The following is a 14695-nucleotide window of genomic DNA, read 5'->3' on the forward strand; positions in this document are numbered from 1 at the left end:
TTAAGTTGATGGATGTGGGGTACCACCACATTACCATTAACTTAAGAAAACCATTCATCCTAAAAACGATAAATAAGCTTCTTTGTAACAAGAAAGTCTAAAAATTTTATTCTAGGGGTGCAATAAAACTTTAGCTTGATGGCTATGTGTCTCTACCCAAAATTGTTTCATGTAATTAAAATAAACTTTTCTTTTTTCACAATTATTGAATTCAAGGAGAGTGGATGCAGATGCATGCTGAAATCAAATTTATTCATCACGTCGGCCATGTAGTCTCTAATATGGAAGCTGCACTTGAGCTGTACAGAAAACTGGGATTTGTCTGTTCGCCGCCGTCCTATCCGGCGATGGCCGAAAATGAGGGAGAGCCTCCAAAGCCATTCGGAGCAGCCAATTCGCATGCCGAGTTTTTAGGCAGCTTCATCGAAATCGTAACGGTTGCCGAGAAAGGCGCGAAGATTCCGAGCAATGCAAAACTCGTTCCGTTGCAGGCATCGTCGGATGTGCTCCAAGCAATAATCGGAAAAATCAAAAGCACTGTCGATACTGTCTCCAGATGTCTGTCTCGTTATGAAGGAGTGCATATTCTTTGTTTTGGTACTGAGGACGCCGACCAGACAGCGGACCGTTTCCAACGGAATGGAATCAGTCATAGTGGTGTTAACACTGTGCAGCGACCTCTTGAGATGTCTGGGGGAATTCAACTTATTCCAGTGCGCTATATGGAAATGGACGGGGACAACGTGCATGAAGGTCGTATGGCTGTAGCGGAAAACCCACCTTCAGCCATACTGGGGGAGCGAATACCTCCGAACCATCCGAATGGGGCGACGGATTTAGTCGAATCAATCTTATGTGTAGACGATTCTGAGCTGGACGAATTCACTAGGCGATATGGCCGATACTTGGATCGTGAGGCCCGGGCGGATGGAGTGACAAACATCTTTACCTTGGAAGGGGCTCGCATCACAATCGTTCCCGCATCGCGGTTGTCAGAACTGTTACCAGGAGAGGTGGCACCCCCAGTGCCGGGATTCGCCGGGTACGCAGTAGCAGTGAGCGACATCTCCCGCACCCGAAGTTATCTCGAAGAAAACGATTTACCGATAGCGGAGACGAAATCGGGTGACATTTTCGTACCGTCGGCCTCGGCGTTTGGTGCTGCTATCGTGTTCAGGAAAGCGTAGCCACGAAACGTAAACAATTTGCGTTAAATTGAAACAGGGGTAGATTAAGTCTTAAAAAATACTAATTTCCTATAAGTGTTTTAAAAGGCACAAAACAACTGTTTACGGTATAAAAATAGTGCTATTTCCAAGAGGGATTTTTCACTACCTCTTAGGATAGCACTACACTACATTAAATAACTGTATTGTCATTTTTAAATAAAGGACAAGTTGTTTTTACGGGAACATCATTTAGCATATATAATGATGAAATTGAAATTGCTAGTCACCCTAATCAAAGAAGAAAAGGGTTAGCAACAGTTGTAGTATCTGTACTCATATTAGATTGTCTAGATCGAGGAAAATACCCTAGTTGGGATGGAGCTAATTCTGAATCTGTTAAACTAGCAAAAAAGCTGGGATATACTTTTAAGGAATCTTACGATACGTATTTTATTGATATAAAATGAAAGAGGAGTTAGAAAGTTTTAAAAAGATATTTGGTTATAGGAGAAAAACAATCTAAATTTCAATTGATAAGGGGAGTGAATTTTATGATTCTTGGTTTACATCACGCTCAGATAACTATTCCAAAAGGTGCTGAAGCAGAGGGAAAAAATTTTTATTGCGAAATTCTTGGTTTACCCGAAAAGGAAAAGCCTGAAGTTTCTCTATTTATATCAAATGTATAGTTAAGTATATTAAGGAGGGCTATTTGACTGTAAATAGGAAATAAGGTGTTTCTTTAAATTATTTTATAAAAAATATTGTTTTTTGGTAAGAAACTTGTAAATAACGAAATGGAAACGGCCGTTTATTGAGGAGAGCGATATTTATATGGAGCTACATTTTTACAATGAAAAATTCAAAAATATGATAAATCAGTATACATTGTCAGAGGAACAACTTTGTTATACAGGTTTACCTAAAGAGAGTGTAAAGCTATCGAATGAGGATTCAGATCGACATTCAATTTTAGCCATGAAAGACGATGAATTCGTAACATTTTTTGTTTTACATAAAAATGAAGGAGTTAAACCATATACAGATAATGAAAAATCTGTTTTAATTAGAGCATTTTCAACAGATTTTCACCATCAAGGGAAAGGATATGCAAAACAAGCCTTAAAGATATTACCTGAGTTTGTTCGAAATAATTTCTTAGGTATTAATGAAATTGTTTTAGCAGTAAACGTTAAAAATTTAGCTGCACAATCTTTATATAAGAAATGTGGCTTTTGTGATAATGGGGTTAGAAGGACAGGACGCAAGGGTGAATTAATCATAATGAGTTACTATTTATAATAATCATTCTTAGAACAAAGGAATAATTATTTATAAAGAAAACAAATATACTTTGATATGAAAGCCCCTGTATTAATCATCAGGAGCTTTCTTTTTAATTTATATTGTAATAAGGCTCCTTTTCATTGTTTTGTGCTAACTTATTATCTGGAGTCGATCGATAAAAAGGCTTTTAATTTATTAAAAAGTTATTTCAGTCCCCACAAACTAAAATAGCCTCACGTAAACGAGAAATCCCTTCCTCAATTTGATGAACATTTACTTTCCCGTAAGATAAACGAATATAACCTTCTTTTGCACCGAAAATACTACCTGGCATAAAGGCGATGTCTTGTTTTAAGCCTTGCATAATGAGTTGTTTTTCGTTCAATGGTTCGTTTAATTTTCCCCATATGTATATACCGCCGGTCGGGTTAGAGAAAGAGATTTTATCATGAAGTTGCTCGTTTAGAGCGCGGACGATAATATCTCTTTTTTCTGCTAGTTGCTTTCGTAAGGGCGCTATATGTGACTGGAATGGAACGGTTTCGAAAAATTGTTGCATAAGCCACTGGGGGAAAATGCTCATTCCTAATTCCATTTGGTGCCGTGCATCTGATAATCGCTCTACTACAGACTGCGGAGCGACAAGCCATCCAATACGTAGACCTGGCGCAATCATTTTTGATAAGGAATGTACATAAATGACTGTTCCGTTTTCATCAATTGATTTTAAAGTAGGGCAAGGTTGTTTGTTTTCTAAAGTAAGCAAACTTGACGGATCATCTTCAACGATCGCAATTCGTAAGTCTGCGCAAAGTGACAACAGTTTTTTTCTACGGTTTGGATGCAGCATTGTTCCCGTAGGATTTTGGAAATTTGGATTTAAAAAGATCATTTTAATACGATGTTTTCTATATAACTCTTGCACATCGTCTGGATTAATACCGTGCTCATCGACAGGTAATGGGAAAATACGAATACCTGCTGATTGGAATAACGGTAATGAATAACAGTGTGAAGGACTTTCGAAAGCGACGGCATCACCTGGATTTAATAAACATTGTACGATAAGGTGAAGTGCTTGCTGTGCGCCGGATGTAATCATAATCGATTGTTCGGTCGCTTCAACTTTTAAATATTCCTTCATATATTTTACTACCGCTTGTCTTAGCGGGAGATAGCCTTGCGGATGATCGTAACTTAATGACTGTGTTAACGGTTGTTCACGCAAAATCGTTTGTAGTTGTTCGTGAGGAAAGAGATTACAACCGAGCTCGCCATTTGCGAAATCTATAATGTTTTCATTTTGCTGTACTTGTGACCGAATATGACGAAGTAACGGTAAGTTTGGTAAAAAAGTACCGCCCTCTACGAAACCCCTCCAGTTCGGCGTTAATGTTGGAGAAACGCCCCACATATGTGTACTAACACGTGTACCTTTACCAGTCGTACTTTCTACAATCCCCATAGCGCGAAGCTCATTATAAGCAGTCGTGACAGTACTTCGGTTCACATTTAACTGAGTAGCTAATTTCCGTTCTGAAGGAAGGAAGCTACCTGGAGGAAGCTCTCCGTACGTAATACGTCTTTCAATAAAGTCAACAACTTGCTGATAAATTGGGATTTTACTGTCACTATCTAGCTTCCATTCCATACAAACGCCTCCGCATCTCTTATATACATCAAGTATAACAAATTGGCTGGGTAAAAAAACAGCCAATTGGACGGTGTTATATCCAGCCAATTTTACTATGCTAAATATGGAAGGGGAGATTCGGATGAAACGATGGCAAATGGAGTGGCTCCTAGTAGCAGTCGCTTTAGTATGGGGAGCAAATTATACAATTGGAAAGTATGGCGTAGCATTTATGTCATCCATTCAATTTAATAGTTTACGATTTTTAGTAGCATCACCGGTATTATTACTTATTACATTTATGATGGAACGCTCACTTCGTATTGAAAGAAAAGATTGGTTACGATTATTAGCAGTCGGTATCGTTGGAACGACAATGTATCAAACGATGTTTATGTTATCTGTAAAATATACTTCAGCAACGAACGCTTCATTATTAATTGCGATGTCACCTATTTTTACAGGGATATTAGCAGTATTGCACAAACAAGAACGTTTTTCGATGAAAGTACAAATTGGTTCTATATTATCCTTTATTGGTGCAGCACTCGTTTTATTAACAGGGCATACAGGAGGAGCAACTTACGAGTATGCGTGGCTCGGAAATTTAATTGGATTAGTCGCAGCAATTGCGTGGGGATGGTATCCAATTTTGGCACAACCTCTCATTACAAAATACTCCGCAATGAGAGTCACATCATGGTCAACATTAATTGGAATTGTACCTCTTGTTGTATATTGTTTATTCAATGTAAATACATTAACATGGCCAGTAGACATGCTAAGCTGGGGATCTCTAGCATATTCAATCGTCTTTGCGACAATTTTCGGACTTGCAATGTGGTATGTCGGTATTAGTAAAATCGGCTCAACGAAAGTAATGGTTTATATGTATCTTGTACCATTGTTCGCAGTTATCTTTGCGGCTGTAACAATCGGGGAGCAAATCAATATGATGCAACTAGTTGGCGGTCTTATTATCTTCATCGGTTTATATGTTGTAAAAAAAGGTGGAATCAAAAAGCCAGCTCTCAATTTGAAAAAAGTAAGTTAACAGTGAAAATGATCTCTTTCAAATAGAAGGAGATCATTTTTATTTTTGCAATAAAAGTGCTTGTTCAACAGCCCATTTTTGATGATCATGAATTAAATGCTCTATAGCAAGTAGTGGAGACATCCATTGTAAAATATGGTCCTCTTCATGTGTTTCAACTTCATATATTTTTTGACCGATGTAAAAATAACCATCATTTAAATAATATGTATCTTCTTTTTCCGCATAAAAATATCGTGCTGCATTACCGATATAGTGATCAATTTCAATTCCCCAGCCTAATTCCTCTAGTAATTCACGATGTAAACATGCTTCTTTCGTTTCCGTACCTTCCATACCACCACCTGGTAAAAAGAAACGGTTTCTATTTTTGATAATAGCTACTTTTGAATAAACTTCCTTAAAAATAACCGCATAACAGCTCGGTCTTAATACATACTGAACAGTAGGTTTTTTATAACCAAATGTGAGTTTCGAAATAATAAAACACTACCTTTCTCTATAAAATACATAAAAGGAATAATAAGGAAAAAGTTGAATTGTATTAGGATAATCATAGTTGATTGGAGTGATACCAAAATGATAAATCGAAAGTGTTCACGATGTAAAGAAATAACAGGTACATTGCATGGTGGTAAAAAAATTAAGGAAGAATTTTTATGTGAGGACTGTTTGCAAAAAGGAATTGCGAGTGGAGAAATCGAATTATCACAAGTGGAGAAAGAACAAACTTCGTATCTTCCTATAAAAATATTAAAAATAATGAGTGTTATTTATTTAATAGTATCTATTATAACCGCTTTTTCTGCTGGAGCACTTATACAGGATCCAGGGTTTGGTGGAATATCATTTTCAATAACAGGTGCAGTTGGTGTTATGATAATTGGATCGATATTCCAGTCTGTTCTTGTATTTTCAGGGATTTGGGTATTCATTCTTTTAGTCGAAACGGTTATTAAAATTTATGAAAAAATGAAGTAAGTGAGAGGGAGAAACATATGCGAGTAAGAAATATTCAAGGGGAAGATTATATAAAGATTCATTCCGTTTTAAATGATTGGTGGGGCGGGAGAGACATGGCACATATGTTGCCAAAATTGTTCTTCGTTCACTTTCAAGAAACAAGTTTTATCATTGAAGAAAATGGAGAAACGTTAGGTTTCTTATGTGGTTTCTTTTCACAAACGAATAAAGAGGAAGCGTACGTTCATTTTATCGGCGTAAATCCAAAGTATAGAAGAAAAGGAATTGCATCGACATTGTATTCTTATTTCTTCGATGCCGCTCGTGCAAACAATTGTAAAGTTGTAAAAGCAATCACATCACCAGTTAATAAAAAATCGATACAATTTCATCAAGAAATTGGTTTTCAAATTGAAGCTGGGGATGATGAAATAGAAGGTGTATCCGTACATACAAATTATGACGGGACCGGCGGGAGTAGGGTTTTATTTTTAAAACATGTGTAAAAGTAGGCTAGCGCGAAGTTAGCCTTTTTGTTGTGAGGAGGTATTAGTATGGAGAGTAAACAAAGTAGAAATGAGTATATAAGGCGCATTTATAAAGTACAAGATTATATAGAATCACATATACATGATTCACTTTCCATTGAAGAGTTAGCCGATGTAGCAGGATTTTCAAAGTATCATTTTCATAGAATATTTAAAGGAATAGTAGACGAGCCATTATCTCGGTATGTGAATCGTTTGAAACTAGAAAGGGCAACAAATCTACTTACGTATCGCACAGACATGACGATTACAGATATTGCTTATCACTTTGGGTTCACGGATTCAGCAGTTTTCTCCCGGACATTTAAAAATCATTACGGAGTAAGTCCATCTTACTATAGAAATCACAATAGCAAGAATTGCAAAGACGCAAGCGAAGGTTCTCAATACAATGAATGTAAGAAGGTTCGAGGAAATGTTGAAATTGTAATGAAGGACAATGTAAACGTCGCATACATAAGACATGTAGGTACATATAAAAATTTAGCTATAGATTTTCCAAAAATGATAGAAAAACTATTTCATTACGCAACGGAGCAAAACTATCATGTATTCGAGGATACGAAGGTGTTAACAATTTATCATGATCATCATGAATTCACAGAAGACAAACATTTAAGAACAAGTCTATGCATAGCAATTCCAGATGAAGTAGTAGAAGGAAACAGCGAAATTGGATTCATGACAATACCTTCAGGGAAATATGCAGTAGGCCACTTTGAAATATTCCAAGACGAATATAAAGGTGCATGGGATTTTTTATACGGTGAGTGGCTACCGAATAGCGGATATAAACCGAGAGATTCGTATCCTTTTGAAGTATATAAAAATAATCCGAGAAAGCACCTGGAAAATAAACATATAGTTGACATTTACGTACCTATCGAACCTTTTTAATCATAGATTAAGGGGGAAGAACAATGAAAACTACTGAACAGTTAGATTGTATGATAAAAGAAGACTATAAAAATATAAATGGTATGTTAGTTGTACAAAAAGATAATGTTGTTTTTGAAAAATATTATAACGGATACGGATCAGATGATGCATTTCATGTAGCATCAGTCACAAAAACGATTATTTCTGCGTTAATTGGGATATGTGTAGATAAAGGTTATATAAAAAGTGTGGATCAAAAAGTAATAGAGTTTTTTCCAGAATATAATCTTAAGGCATCTGAAGTAACAGTGCGACACCTTCTAACAATGACAGCACCATATCCTTATGCAGACTGGCAGGAACCGCTAGAAGAATTATGTACACAAAAGGATTGGATAGAGTATACGTTAAATAGAATCGGACAAGGCGGAGAAATTGGATCTTTTAAATATTCATCTGCAGGAGCTCATTTATTATCAGCAATAATTACGAGCGCAACGGGAAAAAGTGCTCATGAGTTTGCGAACGAACACCTATTTCAGCCTATTGGTATGAGAGAAGTTCCAAACTACAATATGAAAGCATTTGGATTTGATGACTTATTCGGAAAAGATGTGAAAGGGTGGGTTCACGATCCAAACGGTATTTCGACGGGCGGATGGGGACTTACGTTAACCGTTAGAGATATGGCTAAGTTTGGACGTTTATATTTAAATGTAGGTACTTATGATGGAAAACAAATTCTTTCAAAATCATGGGTAAAAGAATCAACAGCAATGAATTCGAATCAATACGGTTACTTATGGTGGTTACGAGAAGAAGACGGGGCCTTTTCATATTGTGCAATGGGCGATGGTGGGAATGTGATTTGTTGTATACCGGAGAAGGAATTGGTGGTGGTGATTGCGTCTGAAATTATACCGAATGCAGGGGATAGATGGAAGTTAATTAAAGACTGCATACTTCCTTATTTAAAAGATTAAGATGTGTATTTTATGAAAATGAGAATAAAAGATTTAGTTATACTTGTTTTGTTCTCAATGAAAGAAGTAAGTGTTGTGAGAAAAAAGTTGTTCAACTAAGATTAGACAACTTCAACACCTATACGATTATTGAATAATTGAAAGGTGTTGAAGTACTTAATGAGCTAATTAAGGTACATTAAACTGAAATGCCTTTTTCTTTAATTGTTAACTATTTTTCAACTTTTCGATGTATAAGGTACATCATGCCGAGCACAATTGCTAATAAGATAAATTTAATTAATTCCATTAGGCTGGCATCCCACTTGTTTTGCAATCCATCTGTTAAATAAAATACATTAAACATACCATGTAAAATTGCGGGTGGTACTACAGAACGACCATACTCTCTCGTGTACGTCAAGATTATAGATAATATAAATAATAATGAGAGATAACTTAATATTCCTACAAACCATAACTCATAGTTTTTATAAAAGAGTGCTACTGGTAAATGCCATAAAGACCAAAGTGAAGCGGTAATTATTGCTGCTTGTATTAATGAATATTTTTTTCGTAAATAGTAATAAAAATTCCCACGCCAAATAATTTCCTCTAAAAATGCAGATAAAGATCCAATTGTAAGACCAATGAGTAGGAGAAATCCCAGTTCATTACAATGATTAAATAAGAACTTTATATTATAAATATTAAAATAGAAATGGAGACATAGACCTAGAAGTAGTGGGAATAAAATGGAGAAAATTAGTGATTTTAATGTTGGACGTGAAATTCCAAATGTATGAACTATTTTTTGTTTCTTATATAATTTCTGATATAAAATAGCAGCTAAAAGCGGAACAACCATCGTAAACCCTAAATAATTACGACTATTTTCTATGTTCAGCAGGATAATATATACAAGTGATGTGAGACAATAAATACATAATGTTGAATGATAAACTATGCTTCTATTAATATTGTTCACCTACCTAAGTATAAATAAGTTGTTAATCGAATATCCGATATATTAATTATATATGAAATGAAAAATTCCATAAAACAACTTTGTTTTAAATTAACCATCTACTCCCATATTTAAAAATTGAACAAGTTGATCATTTAAATAACTGGTACTATAAGAAAAATCATTTTGATACCACTCAATAATGATGCCAATAATTGCATTCGCTTGGTAGGAACAAAAAAGTGAATGGTTCACTCCTTCTTTAAGCGAAGACTCTTTATCTTGAAGTAACAAATGCTTTATTTCCTCAAAAAATAAATAATAGTACATTAAAGGAACTTTTTTGGAAAAAACAATTCTATAGAAAGTTTTATATTTTTCGACATGATGAAAGATCCGAATTGTAGAAGGATCTAATTTGCTAGTTTTCAATACTGATACGTAGCGATAAGGTTCTTGATAAGAACGTGTCAAATCCGCTGTAATTTCTTTAAAATACTCCTCAAATAAATCTTCCACTTGTTTATAATGCAAGTAAAATGTACCGCGATTTATTTTTGCTTTTCTGCAAATTTCCGAGATAGAGATGACTTCTAAAGTTTTTTCGTCTAATAATTCTAGCAATGAGTTATGTAACGCCTCTTTTGTTTTCACAATACGCATATCTGTACGCATCATTTTTTCACCTCTTATTGAACACATTTCTTATAATGTGTTAATTAATGAACATTTATCACTTTTTTGCTCATTGTAAGCGCTCTTTTGTAATATTATAATTTTTATTGAACAACTGTGCAATAAAAGACAAAGGGGGCCGTTTCCGATGAGACTAAAAGATAAAGTAGCAATTGTCACTGGTGCTGCGTCAGGCATGGGGAAAGCAATTGCAGAAGGTTATGCAAAAGAAGGGGCAAAAGTCGTTGTATCAGATTTAAATTTAGAAGGGGCTCAACAGGTAGTACAAGGAATTAAAGCTACAGGTGCAGAGGCCATTGCTGTTCAAACAAACGTTACCTCTGATCAAGATATTCAACGTCTATTCGATGAAACAAAACAAGCTTACGGGAAATTAGATATTCTTGTTAATAATGCAGGTATCATGGATGGAATGGAGCCTGTTGGTGAAGTTTCAGACGAACGCTGGGAGAAGGTTTTCTCTGTGAATACAGTATCTGTAATGAAAACAATGCGTATTGCAGTGAATCTATTCTTGGAACAAGGACACGGTACGATCGTCAATAATATTTCTGCAGGTGGATTATACGGTGCACGTGCTGGCGCTGTTTACACAGCATCTAAACATGCAGTCGTTGGCCTAACAAAAAACACTGCCTTTATGTATGCGAACAACAACATCCGTTGTAACGGTATCGCTCCTGGAGCAGTCATAACAAACATTGCTTCTACAATGACAAATGTGAGCGAATTTGGTGCGAGCCGCCAAGCATTAGGTATGGCAATTAATCCACGTGCTGGACAACCAGAAGAAGTTGCACAACTGGCTATCTTCTTAGGTTCAGACGAAGCTAGTTTCGTAAACGGACAAGTGATTTCTGTAGACGGCGGCTGGACTTCATATTAATTTGAATTCAAATATATAAAAGTAAATAAGTTATGAAAAAGTAATGCTCCTGTCAATTTGGCAGGAGCATTGTCCGTATAAATAAGCATTTTCATAGATTGGGTGACTTTACGCTATAGAGTAATGAATAGCCAAAAGGGGTAGTTATTAATGATTAATAAATTTAGAATGAGGATAGATAAAGCATACATTAATTGCTCTATCTATCTTTTTTTGTGAGCCGTGCTAATAAATGATTCTAGTTTGAAAATTATAAGGACTATGTAGGAAATATAGAAAAAATAAGCCACCCCGTATCTTTCTACAATAAAAAATCGTTAAACAAAAGAACGGATTTTTAATAATGAATGGGGGAGAACCATGAAAATTTTAATTCTAGGCGGTACTCGTTTTTTAGGAAGAGCTTTTGTAGAAGAGGCTTTGAAAAACGGGCATGAAGTTACATTATTTAATCGCGGAACGAATAAAGAAATTTTTCCTGAATTAGAGCAGTTAATCGGTGATAGAAATGATGATGTATCAAGTTTAGAAAATCGAAAATGGGACGCTGTGGTGGACACTTGTGGATTTTCTCCGCATCACATTAGGAAAATAGGAGAAGTGCTTAAAGATAATATTAAACACTATACATTCATCTCAAGCCTTTCCGTATATAAAGATTGGATTCCACATCACATACAAGAAGACCATATATTACAACCTGACCCGCAGGTGGATAAGGTAAAGGCTGTAGAGAATGGTGAAATATCTCCTTATGAGTATTACGGCGCATTAAAAGTATTATGTGAAAAAGAAGCAGAGAAGTATTGGCCGGGTCGTGTTTTACACGTAAGAGCAGGACTTCTTTCGGGAATGTTTGATTATACAGACCGACTTCCTTATTGGATTCAGCGCGTAGCAAAAGGCGGAAAAGTTTTAGTACCAGGAAGAAAAGACCGACCAGTTCAGTTAGTTGATATAAAAGATGTCGCAAGCTTTGGATTAAACATGGCAGAAAATAATAAAGCAGGTATATTTAATGTAACAGGTCCGAAAGATAAATTGACGATGGAGGAATTATTAAATACGTGTAAAGAAGTTACGAATAGTGATGCTGAATTTGTTTGGGTCGATGAATCATTTATGAATGAGAATAAAGTACAGCCATGGACAGAAATGCCTTTATGGCTACCCGAAACTTTTGCATTAGAAGGTGAAACAGAGTCATGGAAAGGTGGATTCTCTATTAATATAGAGAGCGCAGTTAAAGAGGGACTTACGTTTAGAAGTTTAGAAGATACAGTTGCAGATGTGTATGAGTGGATGAAGGATATGAAAGATAGGGAACCAAAAACGGGTATTTCAAATGATAGAGAAGAAGTGCTGTTAAATAAGTGGTATGAAATAAAGAGAGTGTAAGTAAGAATACGATGAAAAAGGGACTCTGTTTAATGTATAAAAACAGAGTCCTTTTATGAATCTACCACTCAATCGGATCTTCTCCATACATTTCCCATAGCTTAGGAAACATCTGTTTCAAGCCTTCTTCATCATCTTCATTCCAGTCTAACTCGATATCTATTTCGTCGAATTTTTGTTTGGATAAGAAATGATAAAGTGTAAAGTATGTATCATCTTCATCCCCAGTTTTCTCCACATATACTTCTTGCCCGAAATATAGCGTAAGTTCTTCTATTTCTGGAACGTCATACTCACTCAAATTTTCTAACACAGGAATTAACAGTTCTGGATCTTCAATACACGCATCGTACACTTCTTTTCCTTGGAACAATAACCATCCACGGAAATAATCAAAACAATCATCTGAACAACCACCTAAAATTATATAAGCCGCTGCCCATAAGCGAGACGTATAAGAAGCCTTTAATATGCGGTGCATATGAGTATCAAAAGCTACAATTTCAGTTTAGCAAGGTGAGAAGTAAGCCATTCTATTTGTTCTTCTTGATCTTCACCTTGCGTTTTTGCACGAGCGAGTAGATTCCAAAATTCTTCTTCCGTTATCGTTTTTTCTTTTATGTAAACTTCCCCAAGGATAGGGTCTGTATATCCTTTTTTTCGTTTGGAAGCGATTAGTTTGTTAGCTTCTTTTATGCATTCTTCTTCTGTTTCAAACTCTTTCGCTTTCACACTACCAGCTGTGCCAATTTTTCCGTAAAACACAACGTAGTCTTTATCCTTCACAACGATTTTCCAAAACTTATTTGATTTCTCAGTTTGCTGGATTAATAACGTTTCCATTCTTACCCCCATAATATTTTTCTAGTGTACATTGTGATTGTAACATATGTATATACACCTGTAATGATAAATGAGGAAAGGGTGAATTTCAGAAAATTCGAAAGTGATTGAATGAAATAGAGAAATTTAGTAATCTTATTTGTACAGCACATACATAATAGTTTTGTAATGATTCGATATTTAAATAATATATAGGGGGGATTAAGTATGGACCTTACGTTTAAAGTAGAGGAAACATGTTTTAATTACCGCGTCGGAGCAATTTGTAAACACGATAATAAAATACTCATTCTGCAAGGTGATGGTGAAGATTTTTGGTACGTACCAGGCGGACGTGTGAAAATGCTAGAAAATAGTGAAGATGCATTAAAACGGGAGCTTGCAGAAGAACTAGGTGTTCCTATTAAAGGGAAGAGATTAATATGGTCAGTAGAAAATTTCTTTACACTTTCTGAGCGGAAGTTTCATGAAATCAGTTTTTATTATGAAGTAGAGCTACATGAGTTACCTGCAAATGGAGCGGATCAATATATTTTGGAAGAAGAGGGTAGAACATATTTGTTTAAGTGGGTGCCGATAGAAGAGCTACATGCATATAACTTACAGCCAGCATTTATAAAAGAGAAAGTAAAGGATATAGCAGTTCATATAGAACATATCGTTTTACAAAAGTAAACGTATCCGGAGGGGAAAACCGTGAAGGGGAATAAAAAAGAGATACATATAGATGACAAAGTAATTCGTTACACACATATCGAAAAAGGTTTTAATACAGTTTGCTTTATGTTTTCAGGTTCAGGTTACAATTATGATAAGCCATTATTTTATTATACAACGATGGTAATGCTTCAAAATAAAATCGATGTTGTACACATCCATTACTCCTATGATGAACAATTAATGAAAAAAACAATGGAAGAAATAACGAAAATAATGATGGATGATATTAATCCTGTAATGAATGAAGTTCTAAAAAACGGGCAATATAACAAATCGATGTTTTTAGGAAAATCACTCGGAACAATCCCGATTGCTAATGATTTAATGAAGCGAGAGGGATTTTTACAGTCAAAAATGATATTACTTACACCTTTACTGACGTATCATTCGATTTTTGAGTCAATCTTACATAGTCATCACGAAGGGCTTTTAGTAATTGGAGACAAAGATCATCAATACAATGCAAATCAAATTGAGCAATTAGATCAATCGAATTTAAAGATTGAGGTTGTCAAAAATGCTAACCATTCTTTAAATGTTGGGGAATTTGAAACAGAAAATTCAATCTCAGCTTTATCAAGAGTAATAGAGAAACTGAAGGGAATCGTTAGAGAAAACTAATTTGATTTTTCAATACATGTAAAAAAGAGGATGACCCAAACTATCTTTTGGGACATCCTCTTTTTTATT

Annotated in this window: 15 protein-coding genes and 3 pseudogenes; 13 read left to right on the forward strand and 5 right to left on the reverse strand. The window is 35.3% G+C overall.

Features of this window, described 5'->3' with window-relative positions:
• The first annotated feature begins 230 nt into the window (after positions 1-230).
• From VK90_RS19910 to VK90_RS19920, 4 genes and pseudogenes are all read left to right on the forward strand, one after another.
• Entirely contained in the window at positions 231-1187 is a 957-nt protein-coding gene (locus VK90_RS19910; RefSeq protein WP_048374805.1) for a VOC family protein, read from the forward strand.
• Between the two features lie 188 nt (positions 1188-1375).
• Positions 1376-1636: pseudogene (locus VK90_RS19915) on the forward strand (GNAT family N-acetyltransferase); the annotation flags it as partial.
• Positions 1637-1720: 84 nt separating this feature from the next.
• Positions 1721-1831: pseudogene (locus VK90_RS29075) on the forward strand (glyoxalase); the annotation flags it as partial.
• A 172-nt stretch (positions 1832-2003) separates the two neighbouring features.
• The gene (locus VK90_RS19920; RefSeq protein WP_048374669.1) at positions 2004-2471 is read left to right on the forward strand and encodes a GNAT family N-acetyltransferase; all 468 of its coding nucleotides are present in this window, start codon (positions 2004-2006) and stop codon (positions 2469-2471) included.
• A gap of 193 nt (positions 2472-2664) precedes the next feature.
• Here the strand turns inward: VK90_RS19920 and pdxR are convergent, their stop codons facing one another.
• The gene (gene pdxR, locus VK90_RS19925; protein ID WP_048374671.1) at positions 2665-4107 is read right to left on the reverse strand and encodes a MocR-like pyridoxine biosynthesis transcription factor PdxR; all 1443 of its coding nucleotides are present in this window, start codon (positions 4105-4107) and stop codon (positions 2665-2667) included.
• 124 nt (positions 4108-4231) lie between these two features.
• Between pdxR and VK90_RS19930 the strand changes: the two genes are divergently transcribed.
• Complete coding sequence (locus tag VK90_RS19930) at positions 4232-5143, forward strand: DMT family transporter (RefSeq protein ID WP_048374673.1); 912 nt, start codon at positions 4232-4234, stop codon at positions 5141-5143.
• A 39-nt stretch (positions 5144-5182) separates the two neighbouring features.
• Here the strand turns inward: VK90_RS19930 and VK90_RS19935 are convergent, their stop codons facing one another.
• Positions 5183-5626, reverse strand: coding sequence for an NUDIX hydrolase (locus VK90_RS19935; protein ID WP_048374674.1), 444 nt, complete (start codon positions 5624-5626; stop codon positions 5183-5185).
• A gap of 96 nt (positions 5627-5722) precedes the next feature.
• Here VK90_RS19935 and VK90_RS19940 point away from each other — a divergent pair, with 96 nt between their 5' ends.
• From VK90_RS19940 to VK90_RS19955, 4 genes are read left to right on the forward strand one after another with little or no spacing between them, the layout of a single operon-like run.
• Positions 5723-6124: a DUF3980 domain-containing protein gene (locus VK90_RS19940; protein ID WP_048374677.1), complete on the forward strand. Its 402-nt coding sequence runs from the start codon at positions 5723-5725 to the stop codon at positions 6122-6124.
• A gap of 17 nt (positions 6125-6141) precedes the next feature.
• Complete coding sequence (locus VK90_RS19945; protein WP_048374679.1) at positions 6142-6612, forward strand: GNAT family N-acetyltransferase; 471 nt, start codon at positions 6142-6144, stop codon at positions 6610-6612.
• Between the two features lie 48 nt (positions 6613-6660).
• Entirely contained in the window at positions 6661-7551 is an 891-nt protein-coding gene (locus VK90_RS19950; protein ID WP_048374681.1) for an AraC family transcriptional regulator, read from the forward strand.
• 23 nt (positions 7552-7574) lie between these two features.
• Positions 7575-8516, forward strand: coding sequence for a serine hydrolase domain-containing protein (locus tag VK90_RS19955; protein ID WP_048374684.1), 942 nt, complete (start codon positions 7575-7577; stop codon positions 8514-8516).
• A 211-nt stretch (positions 8517-8727) separates the two neighbouring features.
• Here VK90_RS19955 and VK90_RS19960 read toward each other — a convergent pair whose 3' ends face one another.
• Positions 8728-9483, reverse strand: a complete 756-nt coding sequence (locus VK90_RS19960) for a CPBP family intramembrane glutamic endopeptidase (protein ID WP_048374686.1) — start codon at positions 9481-9483, stop codon at positions 8728-8730.
• Between the two features lie 90 nt (positions 9484-9573).
• Positions 9574-10140, reverse strand: coding sequence for a TetR/AcrR family transcriptional regulator (locus VK90_RS19965; protein ID WP_002172522.1), 567 nt, complete (start codon positions 10138-10140; stop codon positions 9574-9576).
• A gap of 145 nt (positions 10141-10285) precedes the next feature.
• Here VK90_RS19965 and VK90_RS19970 point away from each other — a divergent pair, with 145 nt between their 5' ends.
• Both VK90_RS19970 and VK90_RS19975 read left to right on the forward strand, forming a co-directional pair.
• Positions 10286-11044, forward strand: coding sequence for an SDR family oxidoreductase (locus VK90_RS19970; RefSeq protein WP_048374688.1), 759 nt, complete (start codon positions 10286-10288; stop codon positions 11042-11044).
• 360 nt (positions 11045-11404) lie between these two features.
• Positions 11405-12442 carry an SDR family oxidoreductase gene (locus tag VK90_RS19975; RefSeq protein WP_048374690.1) on the forward strand — a complete coding sequence of 346 codons (1038 nt, stop codon included), beginning with the start codon at positions 11405-11407 and terminating at the stop codon, positions 12440-12442.
• A gap of 61 nt (positions 12443-12503) precedes the next feature.
• Here the strand turns inward: VK90_RS19975 and VK90_RS19980 are convergent.
• Positions 12504-13285, reverse strand: a pseudogene (locus VK90_RS19980) (DUF4240 domain-containing protein).
• A 207-nt stretch (positions 13286-13492) separates the two neighbouring features.
• Here VK90_RS19980 and VK90_RS19985 point away from each other — a divergent pair.
• Positions 13493-13960: an NUDIX hydrolase gene (locus tag VK90_RS19985; protein ID WP_048374691.1), complete on the forward strand. Its 468-nt coding sequence runs from the start codon at positions 13493-13495 to the stop codon at positions 13958-13960.
• Positions 13961-13981: 21 nt separating this feature from the next.
• On the forward strand, positions 13982-14626 hold the full coding sequence (locus VK90_RS19990) for an alpha/beta family hydrolase (RefSeq protein ID WP_048374693.1): 645 nt from the start codon (positions 13982-13984) through the stop codon (positions 14624-14626).
• The last annotated feature ends 69 nt before the right edge of the window (positions 14627-14695 follow it).

It is taken from the genome of Bacillus sp. LK2, from assembly GCF_001043575.1.
In the GTDB taxonomy this organism is placed as follows: domain Bacteria; phylum Bacillota; class Bacilli; order Bacillales; family Bacillaceae_G; genus Bacillus_A; species Bacillus_A paramycoides.

Bases quoted from the DNA above. Each gene is read 5' to 3' on its own strand.
- VK90_RS19920 (WP_048374669.1), top strand. From the start codon at position 2,004: ATGGAGCTACATTTTTACAATGAAAAATTCAAAAATATGATAAATCAG.
- VK90_RS19950 (WP_048374681.1), top strand. From the start codon at position 6,661: ATGGAGAGTAAACAAAGTAGAAATGAGTATATAAGGCGCATTTATAAA.
- VK90_RS19955 (WP_048374684.1), top strand. From the start codon at position 7,575: ATGAAAACTACTGAACAGTTAGATTGTATGATAAAAGAAGACTATAAA.
- VK90_RS19940 (WP_048374677.1), top strand. From the start codon at position 5,723: ATGATAAATCGAAAGTGTTCACGATGTAAAGAAATAACAGGTACATTG.
- VK90_RS19910 (WP_048374805.1), top strand. From the start codon at position 231: ATGCATGCTGAAATCAAATTTATTCATCACGTCGGCCATGTAGTCTCT.
- pdxR (WP_048374671.1), bottom strand. From the start codon at position 4,107: ATGGAATGGAAGCTAGATAGTGACAGTAAAATCCCAATTTATCAGCAA.
- VK90_RS19945 (WP_048374679.1), top strand. From the start codon at position 6,142: ATGCGAGTAAGAAATATTCAAGGGGAAGATTATATAAAGATTCATTCC.
- VK90_RS19975 (WP_048374690.1), top strand. From the start codon at position 11,405: ATGAAAATTTTAATTCTAGGCGGTACTCGTTTTTTAGGAAGAGCTTTT.
- VK90_RS19965 (WP_002172522.1), bottom strand. From the start codon at position 10,140: ATGATGCGTACAGATATGCGTATTGTGAAAACAAAAGAGGCGTTACAT.
- VK90_RS19970 (WP_048374688.1), top strand. From the start codon at position 10,286: ATGAGACTAAAAGATAAAGTAGCAATTGTCACTGGTGCTGCGTCAGGC.
- VK90_RS19985 (WP_048374691.1), top strand. From the start codon at position 13,493: ATGGACCTTACGTTTAAAGTAGAGGAAACATGTTTTAATTACCGCGTC.
- VK90_RS19930 (WP_048374673.1), top strand. From the start codon at position 4,232: ATGAAACGATGGCAAATGGAGTGGCTCCTAGTAGCAGTCGCTTTAGTA.